This window comes from Gilliamella sp. B3892, assembly GCF_026536305.1.
Classification (GTDB): Bacteria; Pseudomonadota; Gammaproteobacteria; order Enterobacterales; family Orbaceae; genus Gilliamella.
Map to the genome: position 1 here is coordinate 208,751 of NZ_JAFNOK010000001.1, position 16,204 is coordinate 224,954.

The following is a 16,204-nucleotide window of genomic DNA, read 5'->3' on the forward strand; positions in this document are numbered from 1 at the left end:
GAGCTAACATGAAAAATAAAATAAAAATCATTACACTGCTGGTAACAGTAAGTCTTTTAACCGCTTGTCCCGGTCCTAATTCAAAGAAAGAAGATGAAGATTATTATGTTAAAGATACCAATGCATTTAATATCTTAATAAGTCAATATGCGAATAATATAGAACAGATTTGGGGACCAAAAGAAGTGCTTATTGCTGGGCCCAAAGATTATGTGCAATATGAAGATAATTTAAGAACACGGGTGCATATTAACTTTGTTTCCGGCGTTATTACCATTGAAACGTTATCCGATACGCCGGAAATTAATTTAAAAGAGGCAATTGTCTCAACACTATTGATGCCTGAACCGGTCGAGATTATTCGACGAGATAAAGTTAGCCAAGATTTATCAGAAGAACCCTTTTTATATAATCAGGTATTAGACCAAGATCGCCAACCAATACGTTGGAGCGGGCGAGCCAATAGTTTTGCTGATTATCTGATAAGCAATAACATGAAAACCCGTAACTCCGGTTCACATAGAATCACTTACGTTGAAATTAAACTCGTTCCCAACCATATCAACCAACGTGCTCGAAAATTCCTACCGCTTGTCACTCAAGCTTCTAACCGCTACTTAATTGATGAGCGATTAATTTTAGCTATTATGGAAGTTGAATCAGCATTTAACCCATTTGCGGTAAGTCGAACTGATGCGCTAGGGCTTATGCAAGTTCAACAACATACCGCTGGTCGTGATATCTTCAAGTTACGGGGTAAATCGGGTGAACCGAGCCGACAATATTTACTTGACCCTCGTAATAATGTCGATATGGGAACAGCTTATTTGTCATTGCTGAAAACGAAATATTTAGCCGGTATTAATAATCCTATCTCATTAAGATATGCCATGATCACATCTTACAATGGTGGTGCAGGAAGTGTATTAAGAACTTTCTCAAGTGATCGTAATGAGGCTATTAATATAATTAACTCAATGACCCCACAACAAGTGTATCGAAAACTGGTAACATCGCACGTATCTCAAGAGTCACGTAACTATTTAATAAAAGTCAGTAAGATACTCGACAATAGATAATCTTTGCTAGTAATCGCCGTAAGCCATTTTATCTTCCCTAATCATGGTTAGATAAGGTGGTTATGCGGTTGAGCCTTGATTTTCGCTCTCACAATGTTTTTTTAAGTTTTAAAGTTTTTTAACAAAAAAAACGTGATCTGCTTCAAATTTTGAGTATACTATGCGTCTCATAAAACCCTAGTTTTTTTGAGGATGTCAACTTGAGTAATGATAAGCTTGTGGACTCGTTATCTCCCGCACAAATGACCCAAATTGCCGAAGAGATTGGCAATTACAAAGTAAATAAACACCCTAGTAGCACAATTCTTTCAGCCATCATTGCCGGTGTTTTCATTTCAATCGCTTTTGTTTTTTATATCACTGTTACAACCGGAACGGCAACCGTTGCTTTTGGTTTAGCCAAATTGGTTGGTGGTATCTGTTTCTCGTTAGGACTGATGCTTGTTGTTTGTTGTGGCGCTGATCTTTTTACTTCTACCGTACTGACAATTTTGCCGAGAATGACGCACAAAGTCAGTTGGTTTAAAATGATACGCAATTGGATTTTTGTGTATATTGGTAACTTTATTGGTGCTATACTGTTTGTTGCAGTTATCTGGTTTTCCGGACAGTATATGGTAGCTAACGGATTGTGGGGTTTAAATGTACTACAGACCGCTGATCATAAATTACATCACACATTTGTTGAAGCCGTATTTCTGGGCTTACTTGCTAACTTAATGGTGTGTTTAGCGGCTTGGATGAGTTATGCTGGTCGCAGTTTATTAGATAAGATGTTAATCATGGTATTACCGGTGGCGATGTTTGTTGCAAGTGGTTTTGAACATAGTATTGCCAATATGTTTATGATCCCTATGGGTATTGTGATTAATAATTTTGCTTCTCCTGAGTTTTGGACGGCAGTTGGCGTTTCACCCGATGCGTTTAAAGAATTAACAGTTGAGCATTTTATATTGAATAATTTAATTCCTGTGACAATCGGGAATATTTTGGGTGGTTTAGCAGTAGCGCTACCTTATTGGGCTTTATATTTACGTAAGCCACATTGATTTTATAATATCTGCCCTTATGTATGAGTAGATAGATATTTTTGTAAACCTGAGGTGAAAAACTATGAGTAATTTAAACGAAGTACAAGCAACTGCTTGGAAAGGATTTAAAGATGGTGATTGGCAAAATAATGTTAATGTCCGCGATTTCATTCAAAAGAACTACACGCCATATGAAGGTGATGAGTCTTTCTTAGCGGGCGCAACGGATGCGACAACTAAGTTATGGGCTAAGGTAATGGAAGGCATTAAAGTTGAAAATGCTACCCATGCTCCTGTGGATTTTGATACAAGTGTTATTTCGACAATTACTGCTCATGATGCAGGTTACATTGAAAAAGATTTAGAAAAGATTGTTGGCTTACAAACTGAAAAACCATTAAAACGTGCGATTATCCCGTTTGGTGGAATCAAAATGATCGAGAATTCTTGTAAAGCATACAACAGAACGCTTGATCCATTAGTCAAAAAAATCTTTACTGACTATCGTAAAACACATAACCAAGGTGTGTTTGACATCTATACTCCGGATATCCTTCGTTGTCGTAAATCAGGTGTTATCACTGGTCTTCCAGATGCTTATGGTCGTGGTCGTATCATTGGTGACTACCGTCGTGTTGCGCTTTACGGTATCGACTTTTTAATGCAAGATAAATTTGCACAATTCAACTCATTACAAGCTGATTTCGAAAATGGTGTTGACTTAGCTATGACTATGCAACGTCGTGAAGAAATCGCTGAACAACATCGTGCTCTTGGTCAAATCAAAGAAATGGCAGCTAAATATGGCTACGATATCTCTGGTCCAGCTAAAACAGCTCAAGAAGCGGTGCAATGGACATACTTCGGTTACTTAGCGGCAGTTAAATCTCAAAACGGTGCGGCAATGTCTCTTGGTCGTACTTCTACATTCTTTGATATCTACTTCCAACGTGACCTTGAAGCAGGCTTAATTACTGAACAAGACGCTCAAGAAATTGTTGACCATTTCGTTATGAAATTACGCATGGTTCGTTTCTTACGTACGCCTGAATATGATGAATTATTCTCTGGTGACCCAATTTGGGCAACTGAATCAATCGCAGGTATGGGTGTTGACGGACGTACTTTAGTTACTAAAACTTCATTCCGTTTCTTAAATACACTATATACAATGGGTCCTTCACCTGAGCCTAACATGACTATTCTTTGGTCAGAACAGTTACCAAGTGGATTTAAAGAGTTCGCATCTAAAGTATCTATTGATACCTCATCATTACAATATGAAAATGATGATTTAATGCGTCCTGACTTTAATAACGATGACTATGCAATCGCATGTTGTGTAAGCCCGATGATTGTTGGTAAACAAATGCAATTCTTCGGCGCACGTGCCAACCTTGCTAAAACTCTTCTATACGCAATCAATGGCGGTGTGGACGAAAAACTTAAAATGCAAGTTGGACCAAAAGAAGATCCAATCACTGACGAATACCTTGATTTTGACAAAGTATTTGCTCGTTTAGATCACTTTATGGATTGGTTAGCAAAACAATACGTAACTGCACTAAATGCAATTCACTATATGCATGACAAATACAGCTACGAAGCATCATTAATGGCACTACACGATCGTGACGTTATTCGTACAATGGCATGTGGTATTGCTGGTCTATCGGTTGCTGCTGACTCATTATCTGCTATTAAATATGCAAAAGTGAAAACGATTCGTGATGAAGACGGTTTAGCTGTAGATTTTGAAATCGAAGGTGAATACCCACAATTCGGTAACAACGATCCACGTGTAGATGATATCGCAGTTGATTTAGTTGAACGTTTCATGAAGAAAATTCAAAAACTTAAAACTTATCGTAATGCAATTCCTACACAATCTGTTTTAACCATTACTTCAAACGTTGTTTATGGTAAGAAAACAGGTAACACTCCAGACGGTCGTCGTGCTGGTGCACCATTTGGACCAGGTGCTAACCCAATGCACGGACGTGACCAAAAAGGTGCGGTTGCTTCATTAACATCTGTTGCTAAACTACCATTTGCTTATGCTAAAGACGGTATTTCTTATACTTTCTCTATCGTACCAAATGCATTAGGTAAAGATGATAGTGCACGTAAACGTAACTTAGCTGGTTTAATGGATGGTTACTTCCACCACGAAGCAACTGTTGAAGGTGGTCAGCACTTAAATGTTAACGTTTTAAACCGTGAAACATTATTAGATGCAATGGAACATCCTGAAAAATATCCACAATTAACTATTCGTGTTTCTGGATATGCAGTACGTTTTAACTCATTAACTAAAGAACAACAAAAAGACGTTATTACACGTACTTTTACTCAGTCAATGTAATTTAGTTAACTGATACTGACTTGAAATAGCGCCTCATTAAGGCGCTATTTTTTTATCAGCATAAGCTTAAGCTTTGCAAACACCATAACAACGCTATAAAAAAATAGCGTTTTTTAACCGATATTGAGCGTTATTTTCATCATTGGTTTTAATAAGCGATTATCCGATTAATACAATTGGTGTAAGAAAGTATCATATGAGTTAAAATACCTAAAACGATAAAAAAAGTAATATGAGCAATTACTAGAGAACTTTTATGGAACAAAATATTATTATGACAACAAAGCAACCAATCAAAGGTCGCATCCACTCCTATGAGTCATTTGGTACTGTAGATGGGCCGGGTATACGTTTCATTGTTTTTTTTCAGGGTTGCTTGATGCGTTGCTTGTACTGCCACAACCGTGATACCTGGGATTTAAAAGCTGGCCGTGAAGTCACTGTTGACGAACTAATGAAAGAGATCGTTACTTACAAAAGTTTTATTATGCCTAATGGCGGGGGCGTAACCGCTTCTGGCGGCGAAGCGACACTACAATCTGAGTTTATCACTGAATGGTTTAAAGCTTGTCATCAAGAAGGTATTCATACATGCTTAGATACCAATGGTTATGCAAGACAGTTAGATCACACAGTTGAAGCACTTATGGAAGTGACAGACTTAGTCATGTTAGATCTTAAACAAATCAATGATGAAATACATCAGAAACTAGTTGGCGTACCTAATAAACGTGTGCTTGAGTTTGCTAAATATCTACAAAAAATTAATAAGCGAACATGGATACGATATGTGGTCGTTCCGGGGTGGACTGATGATGATAATTCAGCACATCTTTTAGGGCAATTTATTCAAGGTATGGAGAATATTGAGCGAGTAGAGTTATTACCCTATCATAAAATGGGCGCTTACAAATGGGATACAATAGGGGATAAATATCAGTTAGAAGGGGTAGAGGCGCCACCACGAGAAACCTTAGACAGAATACAACAGATCATAGAAAGTTATGGTCAATCGGTTACATTTAGTAAATAACATGATAATAAAAAAGGTACCAGCTAGGGTGCCTTTTTAGTTGCTATCTTTTTTATTTAATTCTTTTACGCTTTATTGCCCGCAAAACAAAAATCGTTCCCTCCAACGCAAGTACACATACTGACAACCAAATAAAGCCGTAAGAGATAATATGTTGTGCCGAGATCGATTCATGCAAAAATAGGACTGACACAAGCGTTAATAAAACGGGTTCAACATATCCAAGCAAACCAAATAATCCCAAAGGTAATAGTCGTCTTGCTAAAAAGTACATAGCAAAAGCGATAGCAGTAATGATCCCCAGCATTGGGATAAAAATGTGAAAGTGCGTAATATCTCTCACAATCTGGCTAAATGGGTAATTAAAGGCGAAATAAATCACGCAGCCAATAAATATAAAAAAGAAGTCGGAAAAGGTGCCACAAATCCCTTCTATTTGCAATTTACGGCGTGTAATAAAGTAAATGGGGTAACCCAATGCAACCACTGCTGTTTCCCACGAAAATGCGCCTGTGGTATAGATTTCAACGGCTACGCCGATAGCAGCAAGGCAAACAGCAATTTTTTGCAAAAAGCTGAGTTTTTCCTGGTAAAAAATCTGACCTGAAATCACCATGGTTAATGGTAATAAGAAATAACCTAAAGAAGCCGATAATCCATGCCCATTAAGCGGTGCCCAAATGAAAATTAACATCTGAATAGTTAACAATAGGGAGGAAAAGATCAATCCGACTAAAATCATCGGTTGCTCTCTAATACGCTTAAATAGAGCCCCAATTGCAGGCCACTGGTGTTCAATAAAGACTAACACTACTATGGCTGGAAACGAGGTTAATAAACGCCAGCAAAAGATGTCAACCACAGGAAGAGGCTGTAGTAAAACCGGATAGTAGTAAAGTAAGCCAAAAAGGCATGATGCGAGTATTGAAAGAACAACACCTTTAATCATTTTTTCACCTTTCATAAAAAAATAGCGCTAATTAATAGCGCTAAAATGAAGTAAGCAAACTTTTAGTAAATAACAGGGTTAACCTATCACTTCAACACCATTCATATATGGCACTAAAACAGAAGGAACTTTAATGCTTCCGTCTGCTTGTTGGTAGTTTTCCATGATTGCCACTAAGGTACGCCCAACAGCTAATCCAGAGCCATTTAAGGTATGGACTAAATAGGTTTTGTTATCCGCTTTATTACGATATCGAGCTTGCATTCGGCGAGCTTGGAAATCCCACATATTAGAACAAGACGAGATTTCTCGATAAGTGTTTTGAGCCGGTACCCAAACTTCAAGATCGTAAGTTTTGCATGAACCAAAGCCCATATCACCGGTACACAATACGATTTTACGGTATGGCAATTCAAGTAGCTGCAAAACCTTTTCCGCATGCGCTGTCAGCTCTTCTAAAGCTTTCATTGATTCTTCCGGTTTAACAATTTGCACAAGTTCGACTTTATCAAACTGATGCATACGAATTAAGCCACGGGTATCTTTGCCATAAGAGCCTGCTTCAGAACGGAAACAAGGTGTATGAGCAGTCATTTTCATCGGAAGCTGGCTTTCATCAAGTATCTCATCACGCACTAAGTTAGTTACCGGCACTTCTGCGGTCGGAATTAATGCATAATTACTGCTATCGGCCTCTTCATCTAAAGGTTTCGTATGGAACAGATCACCGGCAAATTTCGGTAATTGACCAGTACCAAATAGGGTTGCTTTGTTAACAAGGTAAGGTACATAGATTTCAGCGTAGCCATGTTGCTCAGTGTGCAGATCTAACATGAACTGAGTAATCGCACGATGTAAACGGGCAATTTGCGAACGCATTACAACAAAGCGTGCGCCGGTAAGCTTAACCCCTGCTGCAAAGTCGAGACCGCCAAAACGCTCGCCTAATGCGACATGGTCTTGAACAGGAAAGTCGAAAGTTCTTGGCGTACCAAAACGTGAGATCTCAACGTTATCATTTTCGTCTTTACCGTCCGGCACAGAATCATCAGGGATATTTGGTATGTTTGCGGCAATATCTTTGATTTGGTTAAGCAGGATTTCAAGCTCTGCTTTAGCGGTATTGAGTTTATCGCCGAGTTTATTCACTTCTTCACGTACGGCAGTAATATCCTCGCCACGTGCTTTAGCTTCACCAATAGCTTTAGAACGAGCATTACGCTCTGCTTGTAAGCTTTCAGTTTCAACTTGTAATACTTTGCGTTTCTCTTCTAGTTGACCTAGGGTATCAACATCTAACTTAAATCCACGACGTGCTAATTTTTTAGCGACAAGATCCAATTCATTTCGAAGTAAATTTGGGTCCAACATAAAAAAAGTCCATTATGATTAATTAAAGGTATCTATCTACTTTAATGGTTATTTTATTATAGCAACGAGTATATTTAAAATAAAAAAAGCAGACTAAATATAAATATTTAAAATGTGAGCTTAGTATACTCGATTTATATCGGGATTCAACCGAAGCGGTACACCCAAAAAAATCTAACTGATGTTCGTCAATCTATGTAGTTCAATTGGATAAAAATAATTTTTATAAAACTATTTTTTCTTACTTATACTGCTGAATATTTTATCTTGACTATTATTCATAAAAGAAAAAACAAATACAAGTTATTAACAATCATTTTTTAGTAAAATTTATAATACCAATGCTACATTCTGTAGTTGAAGTCTATTTTTCTGTATTTCAAAGTGTAAATCAACTTTTAACCCATTTATTTAATGTTATATGTATACTTTTGCTGATCCAAATCTTATAAAAATATTTAATGGAAAAAATAAATTATTATCATTTGCATTGGTAAAGTGGAATCTATCTTGAATTGATCTGCTAAACCGATAATAATATACTTAGTCACATTTTGTCTTACTTTTCGAAACCTTTACGGAGCAAAAGATAAGTGAATCAACGACAATATCAAGTAATAAGTGGTTTAGCTATAGCTGGGATGACTTGTGGAATTATATCACTAATTCCTCTCGGTCATATAAGCATTATATTAGCTGTTATAGCTATAGTATTAAGTGCAGTTGCTAAGAGTGATATAAAAGCTAGTAATAAAAGGGGTTCCGGTTTTGCAACGGTAGGAATAGTTTGTGGAGTCATTACCCTTGTATTTTGGTTTTTGTTCATTCTGGCAATAGGCAGTGTAATGCTTTCAGTTATTTCTTCTCATGCATAAAGAATAAAGTTACGGTGAATTAAAAGCTGACAACGTCAGTTTATTATAAATACAAGATTGTATTCTAATAAATACCCAACAGTTTCAGTGATAAATGCATTTCATATCAAATATTCAATATATTGGCTTCTCAATATTTAATTCTTTAATTTCATCATTGAAAGTATAAACAAAGCTTTTAAGTAATTATTTTCGTTTGTCCTTGATGTTCTTTTTATAACTTTATTTTTTTAAGTCGATGTACTTTAATTTTATTATTGCCAATTTAAAATTTAAGCTTGTACGAAGCTTTTTAAGAGCGGGTAGGGTAATATTTAAGGTAAAACAGAAAAAGCTTTGTATAGTGATTTATAGCATTCAACGTTTTTAAAATAGTTTGTAGTCCTAATAAGCTATAAAAAGTAAATAGCATTGTTAATGAGTATAACCTTTTATGATATTCAATATAACGTTTAATTGGCATTATAAATTGAAGAAGGTTTTTAGGATGCTTAAATGGCGCACCCGAAGGGATTCGAACCCCTGACCGCTCGGTTCGAAGCCGAGTGCTCTATCCAGCTGAGCTACGGATGCGTGCAAGTTCGTAAAAAAAATGGTGCATCCGAAGGGATTCGAACCCCTGACCGCCCGGTTCGTAGCCGGGTACTCTATCCAGCTGAGCTACGGATGCGTTTTGAATTTTTTAAAATGGTGCATCCGAAGGGATTCGAACCCCTGACCGCCCGGTTCGTAGCCGGGTACTCTATCCAGCTGAGCTACGGATGCATATTTTAATTTTTTAAAAATGGCGGTGAGAGAGGGATTCGAACCCTCGATGCAGCTTTTGACCGCATACTCCCTTAGCAGGGGAGCGCCTTCAGCCTCTCGGCCATCTCACCAAAACAACTACGATTATGTTTGAACAAAATCATAATGTGTGGCGCACATATTACGTTCTAGAAAAAATAAGTCAAACATTTTTTCGCTTATGCGCGCTAGTTGTTTATTTCCTGCCCAATATTACTCTTTGGGCTCAGTAGATTCATCATTTTTGTCTTGCGATTGATGAATTCTATTGTAGATTTCTTCTCTATGAATAGAAACTTCTTTAGGTGCGTTAATACCAATTCTGACCTGATTACCCTTCACGCCTAAAATGGTAATAACAACATCGTCACCAATGATAAGTGTTTCACCTACTCTCCTAGTTAAAATTAACATTAGATCTCCTAATATCAGTTAAGTATATATCCAAACAATTTTAAGATATAGCTTCGTCAGCCTTCCATCAATAAGACAGAAAGACGGAATTTTACAGAATATACCCAATGTTTAATTAACAATCACTTGAGTATATCTGGCTAACTTGCTTGTAATTTATTACTGATTTCCTTTTTTACAGAAGATAACGCTTCTGGTAACGCCGAAAGATCCATTCCACCTGCTTGGGCGAAATCAGGCCGCCCACCGCCCTTACCACCTACTTTTAATGCTAATTGAGAAACTAATTCGCCAGCTTTAACAATACCGATTAAGTCATTGGTAACACCAGCCGCTAAATTGATTTTACCGTCGTTAACAGCCGCTAAAATAATAACACCGGTTTTTAATTGATTTTTAAGATCATCAATCATTGAGCGTAATAATTTAGCTTCGACGTTATCAAGTTTAGCAATTAGTATATTTTTATTATTAACTGTTATGCATTGATCCAGTAATTGCGCACTTTGTTGGCTAGCTTTTTGTGCTTTTAACTGTTCAATGGTTTTTTCTAACAGTTTTGTTTGTTCGAGCATTTGCTCAATTCGTGATAATAAGGCTGCTTTATCACTTTTTACCAATTGTCCAATTTGCGTTAACAAATGAGATTCATGGTGAATATAATCCATCGCATTTTGACCGGTTGTAGCCTCAATACGACGTACTCCTGATGCAATGCTTGATTCAGAAGTTATTTTAAATAATCCTATATCTCCAGTTCTATCTACGTGTGTTCCTCCACAAAGTTCAATTGAGAAATCACCCATTGTCAGAACCCTAACTATATCCTCATACTTCTCACCAAATAGCGCCATAGCACCTCTATCTTTAGCATCTTGAATTGGCATTAATTCAATATCTACTATCAAATTACGACGTATTTGTTGATTGACAAGGTTTTCAATTTCAGTGATCTGCTCCGGCGTAATGGCTTGATTATGTGAAAAGTCAAAACGCAGATAGCTATCATTAACTAATGAACCTTTCTGATGAACATGATTACCTAAAATTTGTTGTAGTGCTGCTTGCAGTAAATGTGTTGCTGAATGATTACGACGAATACGATCACGTATTTCAATATCAATAGCTGCAGTCACTATATCACCAACTTTTAAAGATCCTTTAACGATCTTACCTATATGGCCAATGCTTTTACCATATTTTTGACTGTCGGTAACTTTAAACTCAAGGTTTGCAGCCGTTAGTAAGCCTTTATCACCCACTTGGCCGCCTGATTCGCCATAAAATGGCGTTTTGTCTAAAACAACAATGGCTTGTTCGCCGCTATCAATACTTTGAACTTTTTGGCCATTTTGGAAAATTGCGATCACTTTGCCGGATGCTTCTGTGGCTTGGTAACCTAAAAACTCTGTTTGGTCGTCGAGCTTAATGACGTTACTATAATCAACACTAAAAGAACTTGATTCACGAGCTCGTTTACGTTGCTCTTCCATGCATCGATTAAATCCGTCTTCATCGATAGTGATATTTTTTTCTCGACAAACATCAGCCGTTAAATCTAATGGGAATCCATAAGTATCATAAAGTTTAAACGCCACATCGCCAGGTAAGACAGAATCTGAGATTTTACCTAGTTCTTGATCTAACATCAATAAACCGCGTTCAAGCGTTTTTAAGAACTGTTCTTCTTCAATTTTAAGGGTGTCTTCAACCAATTTTTGGTTTTTGACTAACTCAACCGCAGCACTACCCATAACTTCAATTAGTGATTTCACTAATTTATAGAAGAATATATCTTTAGCACCTAGCATATGCCCGTGGCGTACTGCTCGGCGAATAATGCGGCGTAAAACGTAACCACGACCTTCATTAGACGGCACCACACCGTCAGATACTAAAAACGCGCAAGAGCGAATATGGTCGGCAATAACACGTAATGATTTACTTTCTAAATCGTTGGTCTGAATAATTTCAGCAGCATCTTTAATTAATTTTTTAAACAGGTCAATATCGTAATTAGAATTGACATGCTGTAAAACGGCGGCAATACGTTCTAAGCCCATGCCGGTATCAACCGACGGTTTAGGTAGTGGCTCCATGGTGCCATCTGGTAAGCGATTGAATTGCATAAACACCAGATTCCAAATCTCGATAAATCTGTCACCGTCTTCATCGGCACTACCCGGTGGGCCACCATAAATATGATCGCCATGGTCATAGAAAATTTCAGTACAAGGACCACAAGGGCCGGTATCACCCATTTGCCAGAAGTTATCTGATGCATACGGCGCACCTTTGTTATCGCCGATGCGAATTATGCGCTCTTGTGGTACACCAATCTCATTTTGCCAGATATCGTAAGCTTCATCATCGGTAGCATAAACAGTGACGGTTAGTTTTTCTTTCGGTAAATTAAACCACTGTTTGCTGGTTAATAATTCCCAGGCAAAATGGATTGCGTCACGTTTAAAATAGTCACCGAAACTAAAATTTCCAAGCATTTCAAAAAATGTATGGTGACGAGCTGTATAACCAACGTTATCTAAATCATTATGTTTACCGCCTGCACGAACACAACGTTGTGATGTCGTTGCTCTGGTATAAGGGCGTTTATCAATACCGAGAAAAACATCTTTAAATTGATTCATTCCCGCATTTGTAAATAAAAGAGTTGGATCATTGTGTGGAACAAGGGAACTACTTGCGACAATTTCGTGTCCTTTGCTATGGAAAAAGTCAAGAAAACTTTGACGAATTTCTGCAGTACTTTTCATTTATGCTTCCATATTAAACGATAAATTTTTAAACATAGTAATATACCCGTTACAACTTAAGTTGAAAAGTAAATATTCTTATTACAGCGGTTGATCTAGTTACTTTTATAAGTAAATAAGGAATAAAATTAAATGATCTAGCGAGCTTTATTCGTAATGGGTACGGCTTAGTTTTATGTGTTGTATTGTAGGGACTATACTTATTTAAGTCAATAAAGTATACATAGTTTTTACATCACTTTGTGTATAACCTCGGTAAATTAAAAACTGAATACTTTTTTGTTTTTGCAGATTATTTTTAAGATCGATTTGTTTAAACTTTTTCTGTAATTGTTGATAAGCCAGCGCTGCCCAATCAATATCCGATGCATTCAAAAGCTGACGGCTTACCTGTTCTGGTAAACCACGTTGTTTTAACTCAACTGCGATTTTTTGCCTGCCATAACCTTTGTTAGCGCGCATGGTAATGTATTTTTCGATATATTGTGTATCATTTATCCAATTTTGACAAATGCAATATTCAATTGTGTGGCTAACCTCTTGTTTTAATTGCTGTTTAAGTTCCGGATAATCTTCATCATCACGATTTAATTTTCGGGAAAAAAACAAGACGAGTTTTTGGGTTAATTCGTAGGATGAGTGATCACGCTGTGCAAGTAATTGCACAGCTTTATTTAAAATTGATTTATCGAGCTTTTGGTCCATTATTAAAAGCTTTCTTCCTCGGTTATTGTCTCTTGGTCGTCAGCAGAAAATACCGCTGGGCTGTTGAGTAATAAGTCACGAAGTTTGGCTTCAAGTTCGTTAGCAACTTCAGGGTGTTCTTGTAAAAACTTAATGGAATTAGCTTTACCTTGACCAACTTTTTCACCGTTATAGCTGTACCAAGCACCAGCTTTATCCACTAATTTATGTTTAACACCTAAATCAATTAATTCGCCTTCTTTGGAGATACCACAACCATAAAGAATTTGGAATTCAGCTTGTCTAAATGGCGCCGCCACTTTATTTTTAACGACTTTGACACGGGTATCACTACCAATCACATCTTCGCCTTCTTTAACAGCACCGGTACGACGGATATCTAAACGCACAGAGGCGTAGAATTTTAGGGCATTACCACCCGTTGTTGTTTCCGGATTACCGAACATAACGCCGATTTTCATACGAATTTGGTTAATGAAAACAACTAAGCAGTTGGCGTTTTTAATATTGGCGGTTAATTTTCGTAATGCTTGAGACATCAATCTTGCTTGTAAGCCCATATGAGAGTCACCCATTTCGCCTTCGATTTCGGCTTTTGGTGTTAATGCAGCAACGGAGTCAACAATAATGACATCAACAGCACCAGAGCGAACCAGTGCATCACAAATTTCTAGCGCTTGTTCGCCAGTATCAGGTTGTGAAACTAATAGATCATCAACTTGCACGCCTAATTTAGCAGCATAAATTGGATCTAATGCATGTTCAGCATCAATAAATGCACATGTTTTCCCTTCTTTTTGGGCTTGCGCAATAACCGATAAGGTTAGTGTTGTTTTACCGGAAGATTCTGGCCCAAAGATTTCAACGATTCTACCCATTGGCAAACCACCGATACCTAGTGCTATATCGAGTCCTAAGGAGCCAGTAGAAACCGCATCAACATCTAGCGTTTGGGTATCACCTAAACGCATAATTGAACCTTTACCAAATTGTTTTTCGATTTGACTTAATGCAGCTGAAAGTGCACGTTGTTTGTTTTCATTCATATTATAAAATTCCAATGAGTAAGGATATGAGGCATATTATACTGTATTGTTATACAGTATCAAGCTTTTTTTATACACATTAATCATTTAGTTAATGCTTATTGGTGAAGTAGGGGATTAATAGAGAGACAGGCTATATGTGATCTGACAAGCTAACGGATATTACGTGTAGAAAATCGAACCATTTTACCACAATTTGAACGACCGTGATTGTAACAATATTTATCAACACGCCATTTAACCGTCACCTTTTATTGGTAATGAGATTGGATGAGCTAAAAGGTCGATAATCACCAAGCTAAAATAATCAATTTTGACGATTTTTACCGTTAACACTTTCTTTAAAAAACACCATTTGATATGATGAGTGAATAAGTTTTAATCATTTACAATCGATTAAAGTGGTGATCACTCTTCATTGCTGTATAAAATTTAATTATTCAGTTTTCTACATAAACGTTATACTATTCTGAAATATCTTTACATATAAATATCAATCTAAGAGATGAAATTAAATAATGGTCTTTGATAAACAACATTATGCTTTATGTTCGCATTGTGATTTAGTCATTGAACTGACAAATGTTGGTATGGGGCACAAAGCCATTTGCCCGCGATGTCATACCACCTTAGCCAAAAATAATATTCAGATGAAATTACGAGCAAGCATGTATGCAATTTGTTCTTTAATTATGATTATTATCGCCTGCGGCTTTATCTTTATTGATATACGATTAGTCGGTAATTTTAATGGCGTGAGTGTTTTAGACATTCCTCAGATCTTATATGTAGACAAATATAGTTATATTTCAGCGCTGTTTATTTTTTTCGTATTAGTTTTTCCTGTATTAAACTTATTAATTATTATTTTACTTTGCTCGAAGTTAACTTTAACAAAGTATCGTAAACGAGATTTTCTAATCGTTTATGAAAAATTTCAACACTGGTGTATGCCGGAAATTTTTCTGACTGGTGTGTTGGTGAGTTTTGTTAAATTGATGAGTTATGGCAATATCGGTGTAACCGGGACTTTTTGGGCGTTTTGTTTATTTGTCTTTTTTTATATTAAAGCCACGGTTATTTTTACGCCCGAAACGATTTGGAATGAGATTCTTACCAATAATTTTGCATCTGATACCTTAAAGACAGGCAAAACCGGTATTAGCCAACATTTAAAACTTTGTACCTGTTGTCAGGCTATTTTGCCGGCGCATTATGCTAAATGCCCAAGATGTAAACAAAAGAGTGAACTAAGAGGGCGAAGCAAAATACAGTGGACAATAGCGCTATTGGTTACCTCTTTAATTATTTACATCCCGGCGAATGTATTTGGGATTATGATAACTGTCGTGTTTGGCTCGTCATCTTCATCGACCATTATGGATGGGGTGATATATATGTGGCAAGCGGGCGATATCCCTGTTGCTTTGGTGATTTTTACCGCCAGTGTGGTGATTCCCATTTTAAAGATCATATCATTAAGCTGGCTTTGTTATTTTGCTTTAGCAGTGAAACATAAAAATAAACACGATTGCCTAAAAATGAAGAAATTATATAATGCGGTTGAATTTATTGGTAAATGGTCAATGATTGACATTTTTGTTGTATCAGTCGTCTGCTCATTAGTCAGAAGCCAACAAATGATGGGCGTTTATCCCGATATTGGTGTGACTTTTTTTGCAACGGTGGTCATTATTACTATGATCGCATCGCAAAAGTTTGATCCTCGTTTAATTTGGGATCACACCGATAAAAAAATAAAATAATAGGAACAAT

The 16,204-nt window shown here is 36.9% G+C and carries 12 protein-coding genes and 4 tRNA genes; 6 read left to right on the top strand and 10 right to left on the bottom strand.

The features are described 5' to 3' along the window. Positions 1-8 precede the first annotated feature (8 nt). The 4 genes from mltC to pflA all read left to right on the top strand — a co-directional run bounded on the left by mltC (position 9) and on the right by pflA (position 5,508). Positions 9-1,079 (top strand): membrane-bound lytic murein transglycosylase MltC, encoded by a 1,071-nt coding sequence (gene mltC / locus J3U74_RS00920; RefSeq protein ID WP_220217987.1) that lies wholly within the window; start codon positions 9-11, stop codon positions 1,077-1,079. Positions 1,080-1,279: 200 nt separating this feature from the next. Next, positions 1,280-2,128 (top strand): formate transporter FocA, encoded by an 849-nt coding sequence (focA, locus tag J3U74_RS00925; protein WP_220217986.1) that lies wholly within the window; start codon positions 1,280-1,282, stop codon positions 2,126-2,128. Between the two features lie 64 nt (positions 2,129-2,192). Then, the gene (gene pflB / locus J3U74_RS00930; protein WP_220217985.1) at positions 2,193-4,475 is read left to right on the top strand and encodes a formate C-acetyltransferase; all 2,283 of its coding nucleotides are present in this window, start codon (positions 2,193-2,195) and stop codon (positions 4,473-4,475) included. A 274-nt stretch (positions 4,476-4,749) separates the two neighbouring features. Beyond that, complete coding sequence (gene pflA, locus J3U74_RS00935; protein ID WP_267329950.1) at positions 4,750-5,508, top strand: pyruvate formate lyase 1-activating protein; 759 nt, start codon at positions 4,750-4,752, stop codon at positions 5,506-5,508. Positions 5,509-5,560: 52 nt separating this feature from the next. Here pflA and rarD read toward each other — a convergent pair whose 3' ends face one another. Together rarD and serS are read right to left on the bottom strand one after the other, a co-directional pair. Then, positions 5,561-6,457 carry an EamA family transporter RarD gene (rarD, locus tag J3U74_RS00940; protein WP_267329951.1) on the bottom strand — a complete coding sequence of 299 codons (897 nt, stop codon included), beginning with the start codon at positions 6,455-6,457 and terminating at the stop codon, positions 5,561-5,563. A gap of 78 nt (positions 6,458-6,535) precedes the next feature. Then, the gene (gene serS, locus J3U74_RS00945; protein WP_220217982.1) at positions 6,536-7,828 is read right to left on the bottom strand and encodes a serine--tRNA ligase; all 1,293 of its coding nucleotides are present in this window, start codon (positions 7,826-7,828) and stop codon (positions 6,536-6,538) included. A 593-nt stretch (positions 7,829-8,421) separates the two neighbouring features. Here serS and J3U74_RS00950 point away from each other — a divergent pair. Continuing rightward, positions 8,422-8,703: a DUF4190 domain-containing protein gene (locus tag J3U74_RS00950; RefSeq protein ID WP_267329952.1), complete on the top strand. Its 282-nt coding sequence runs from the start codon at positions 8,422-8,424 to the stop codon at positions 8,701-8,703. 496 nt (positions 8,704-9,199) lie between these two features. Here J3U74_RS00950 and J3U74_RS00955 read toward each other — a convergent pair. The 8 genes from J3U74_RS00955 to recA all read right to left on the bottom strand — a co-directional run bounded on the left by J3U74_RS00955 (position 9,200) and on the right by recA (position 14,428). After that, positions 9,200-9,276 (bottom strand) — tRNA-Arg (locus tag J3U74_RS00955). A 20-nt stretch (positions 9,277-9,296) separates the two neighbouring features. Next, a tRNA-Arg gene (locus tag J3U74_RS00960) sits at positions 9,297-9,373 on the bottom strand. An 18-nt stretch (positions 9,374-9,391) separates the two neighbouring features. Further along, a tRNA-Arg gene (locus J3U74_RS00965) sits at positions 9,392-9,468 on the bottom strand. 20 nt (positions 9,469-9,488) lie between these two features. Further along, positions 9,489-9,581, bottom strand: a tRNA-Ser gene (locus J3U74_RS00970). Positions 9,582-9,702: 121 nt separating this feature from the next. Continuing rightward, positions 9,703-9,903, bottom strand: a complete 201-nt coding sequence (gene csrA / locus J3U74_RS00975) for a carbon storage regulator CsrA (protein WP_220217980.1) — start codon at positions 9,901-9,903, stop codon at positions 9,703-9,705. A 140-nt stretch (positions 9,904-10,043) separates the two neighbouring features. Continuing rightward, positions 10,044-12,677, bottom strand: a complete 2,634-nt coding sequence (gene alaS / locus J3U74_RS00980; RefSeq protein ID WP_267329953.1) for an alanine--tRNA ligase — start codon at positions 12,675-12,677, stop codon at positions 10,044-10,046. Positions 12,678-12,881: 204 nt separating this feature from the next. Then, on the bottom strand, positions 12,882-13,382 hold the full coding sequence (locus J3U74_RS00985; RefSeq protein ID WP_267329954.1) for a regulatory protein RecX: 501 nt from the start codon (positions 13,380-13,382) through the stop codon (positions 12,882-12,884). A gap of 2 nt (positions 13,383-13,384) precedes the next feature. Beyond that, entirely contained in the window at positions 13,385-14,428 is a 1,044-nt protein-coding gene (gene recA, locus J3U74_RS00990; RefSeq protein ID WP_220217977.1) for a recombinase RecA, read from the bottom strand. A gap of 518 nt (positions 14,429-14,946) precedes the next feature. On the opposite strand from recA, the gene J3U74_RS00995 reads away from it, so the two are divergent. Continuing rightward, a complete protein-coding gene (locus J3U74_RS00995; RefSeq protein WP_267329955.1) occupies positions 14,947-16,194 on the top strand; it encodes a PqiA/YebS family transporter subunit in 1,248 nt (415 codons plus the stop codon). Positions 16,195-16,204: the final 10 nt, after the last annotated feature.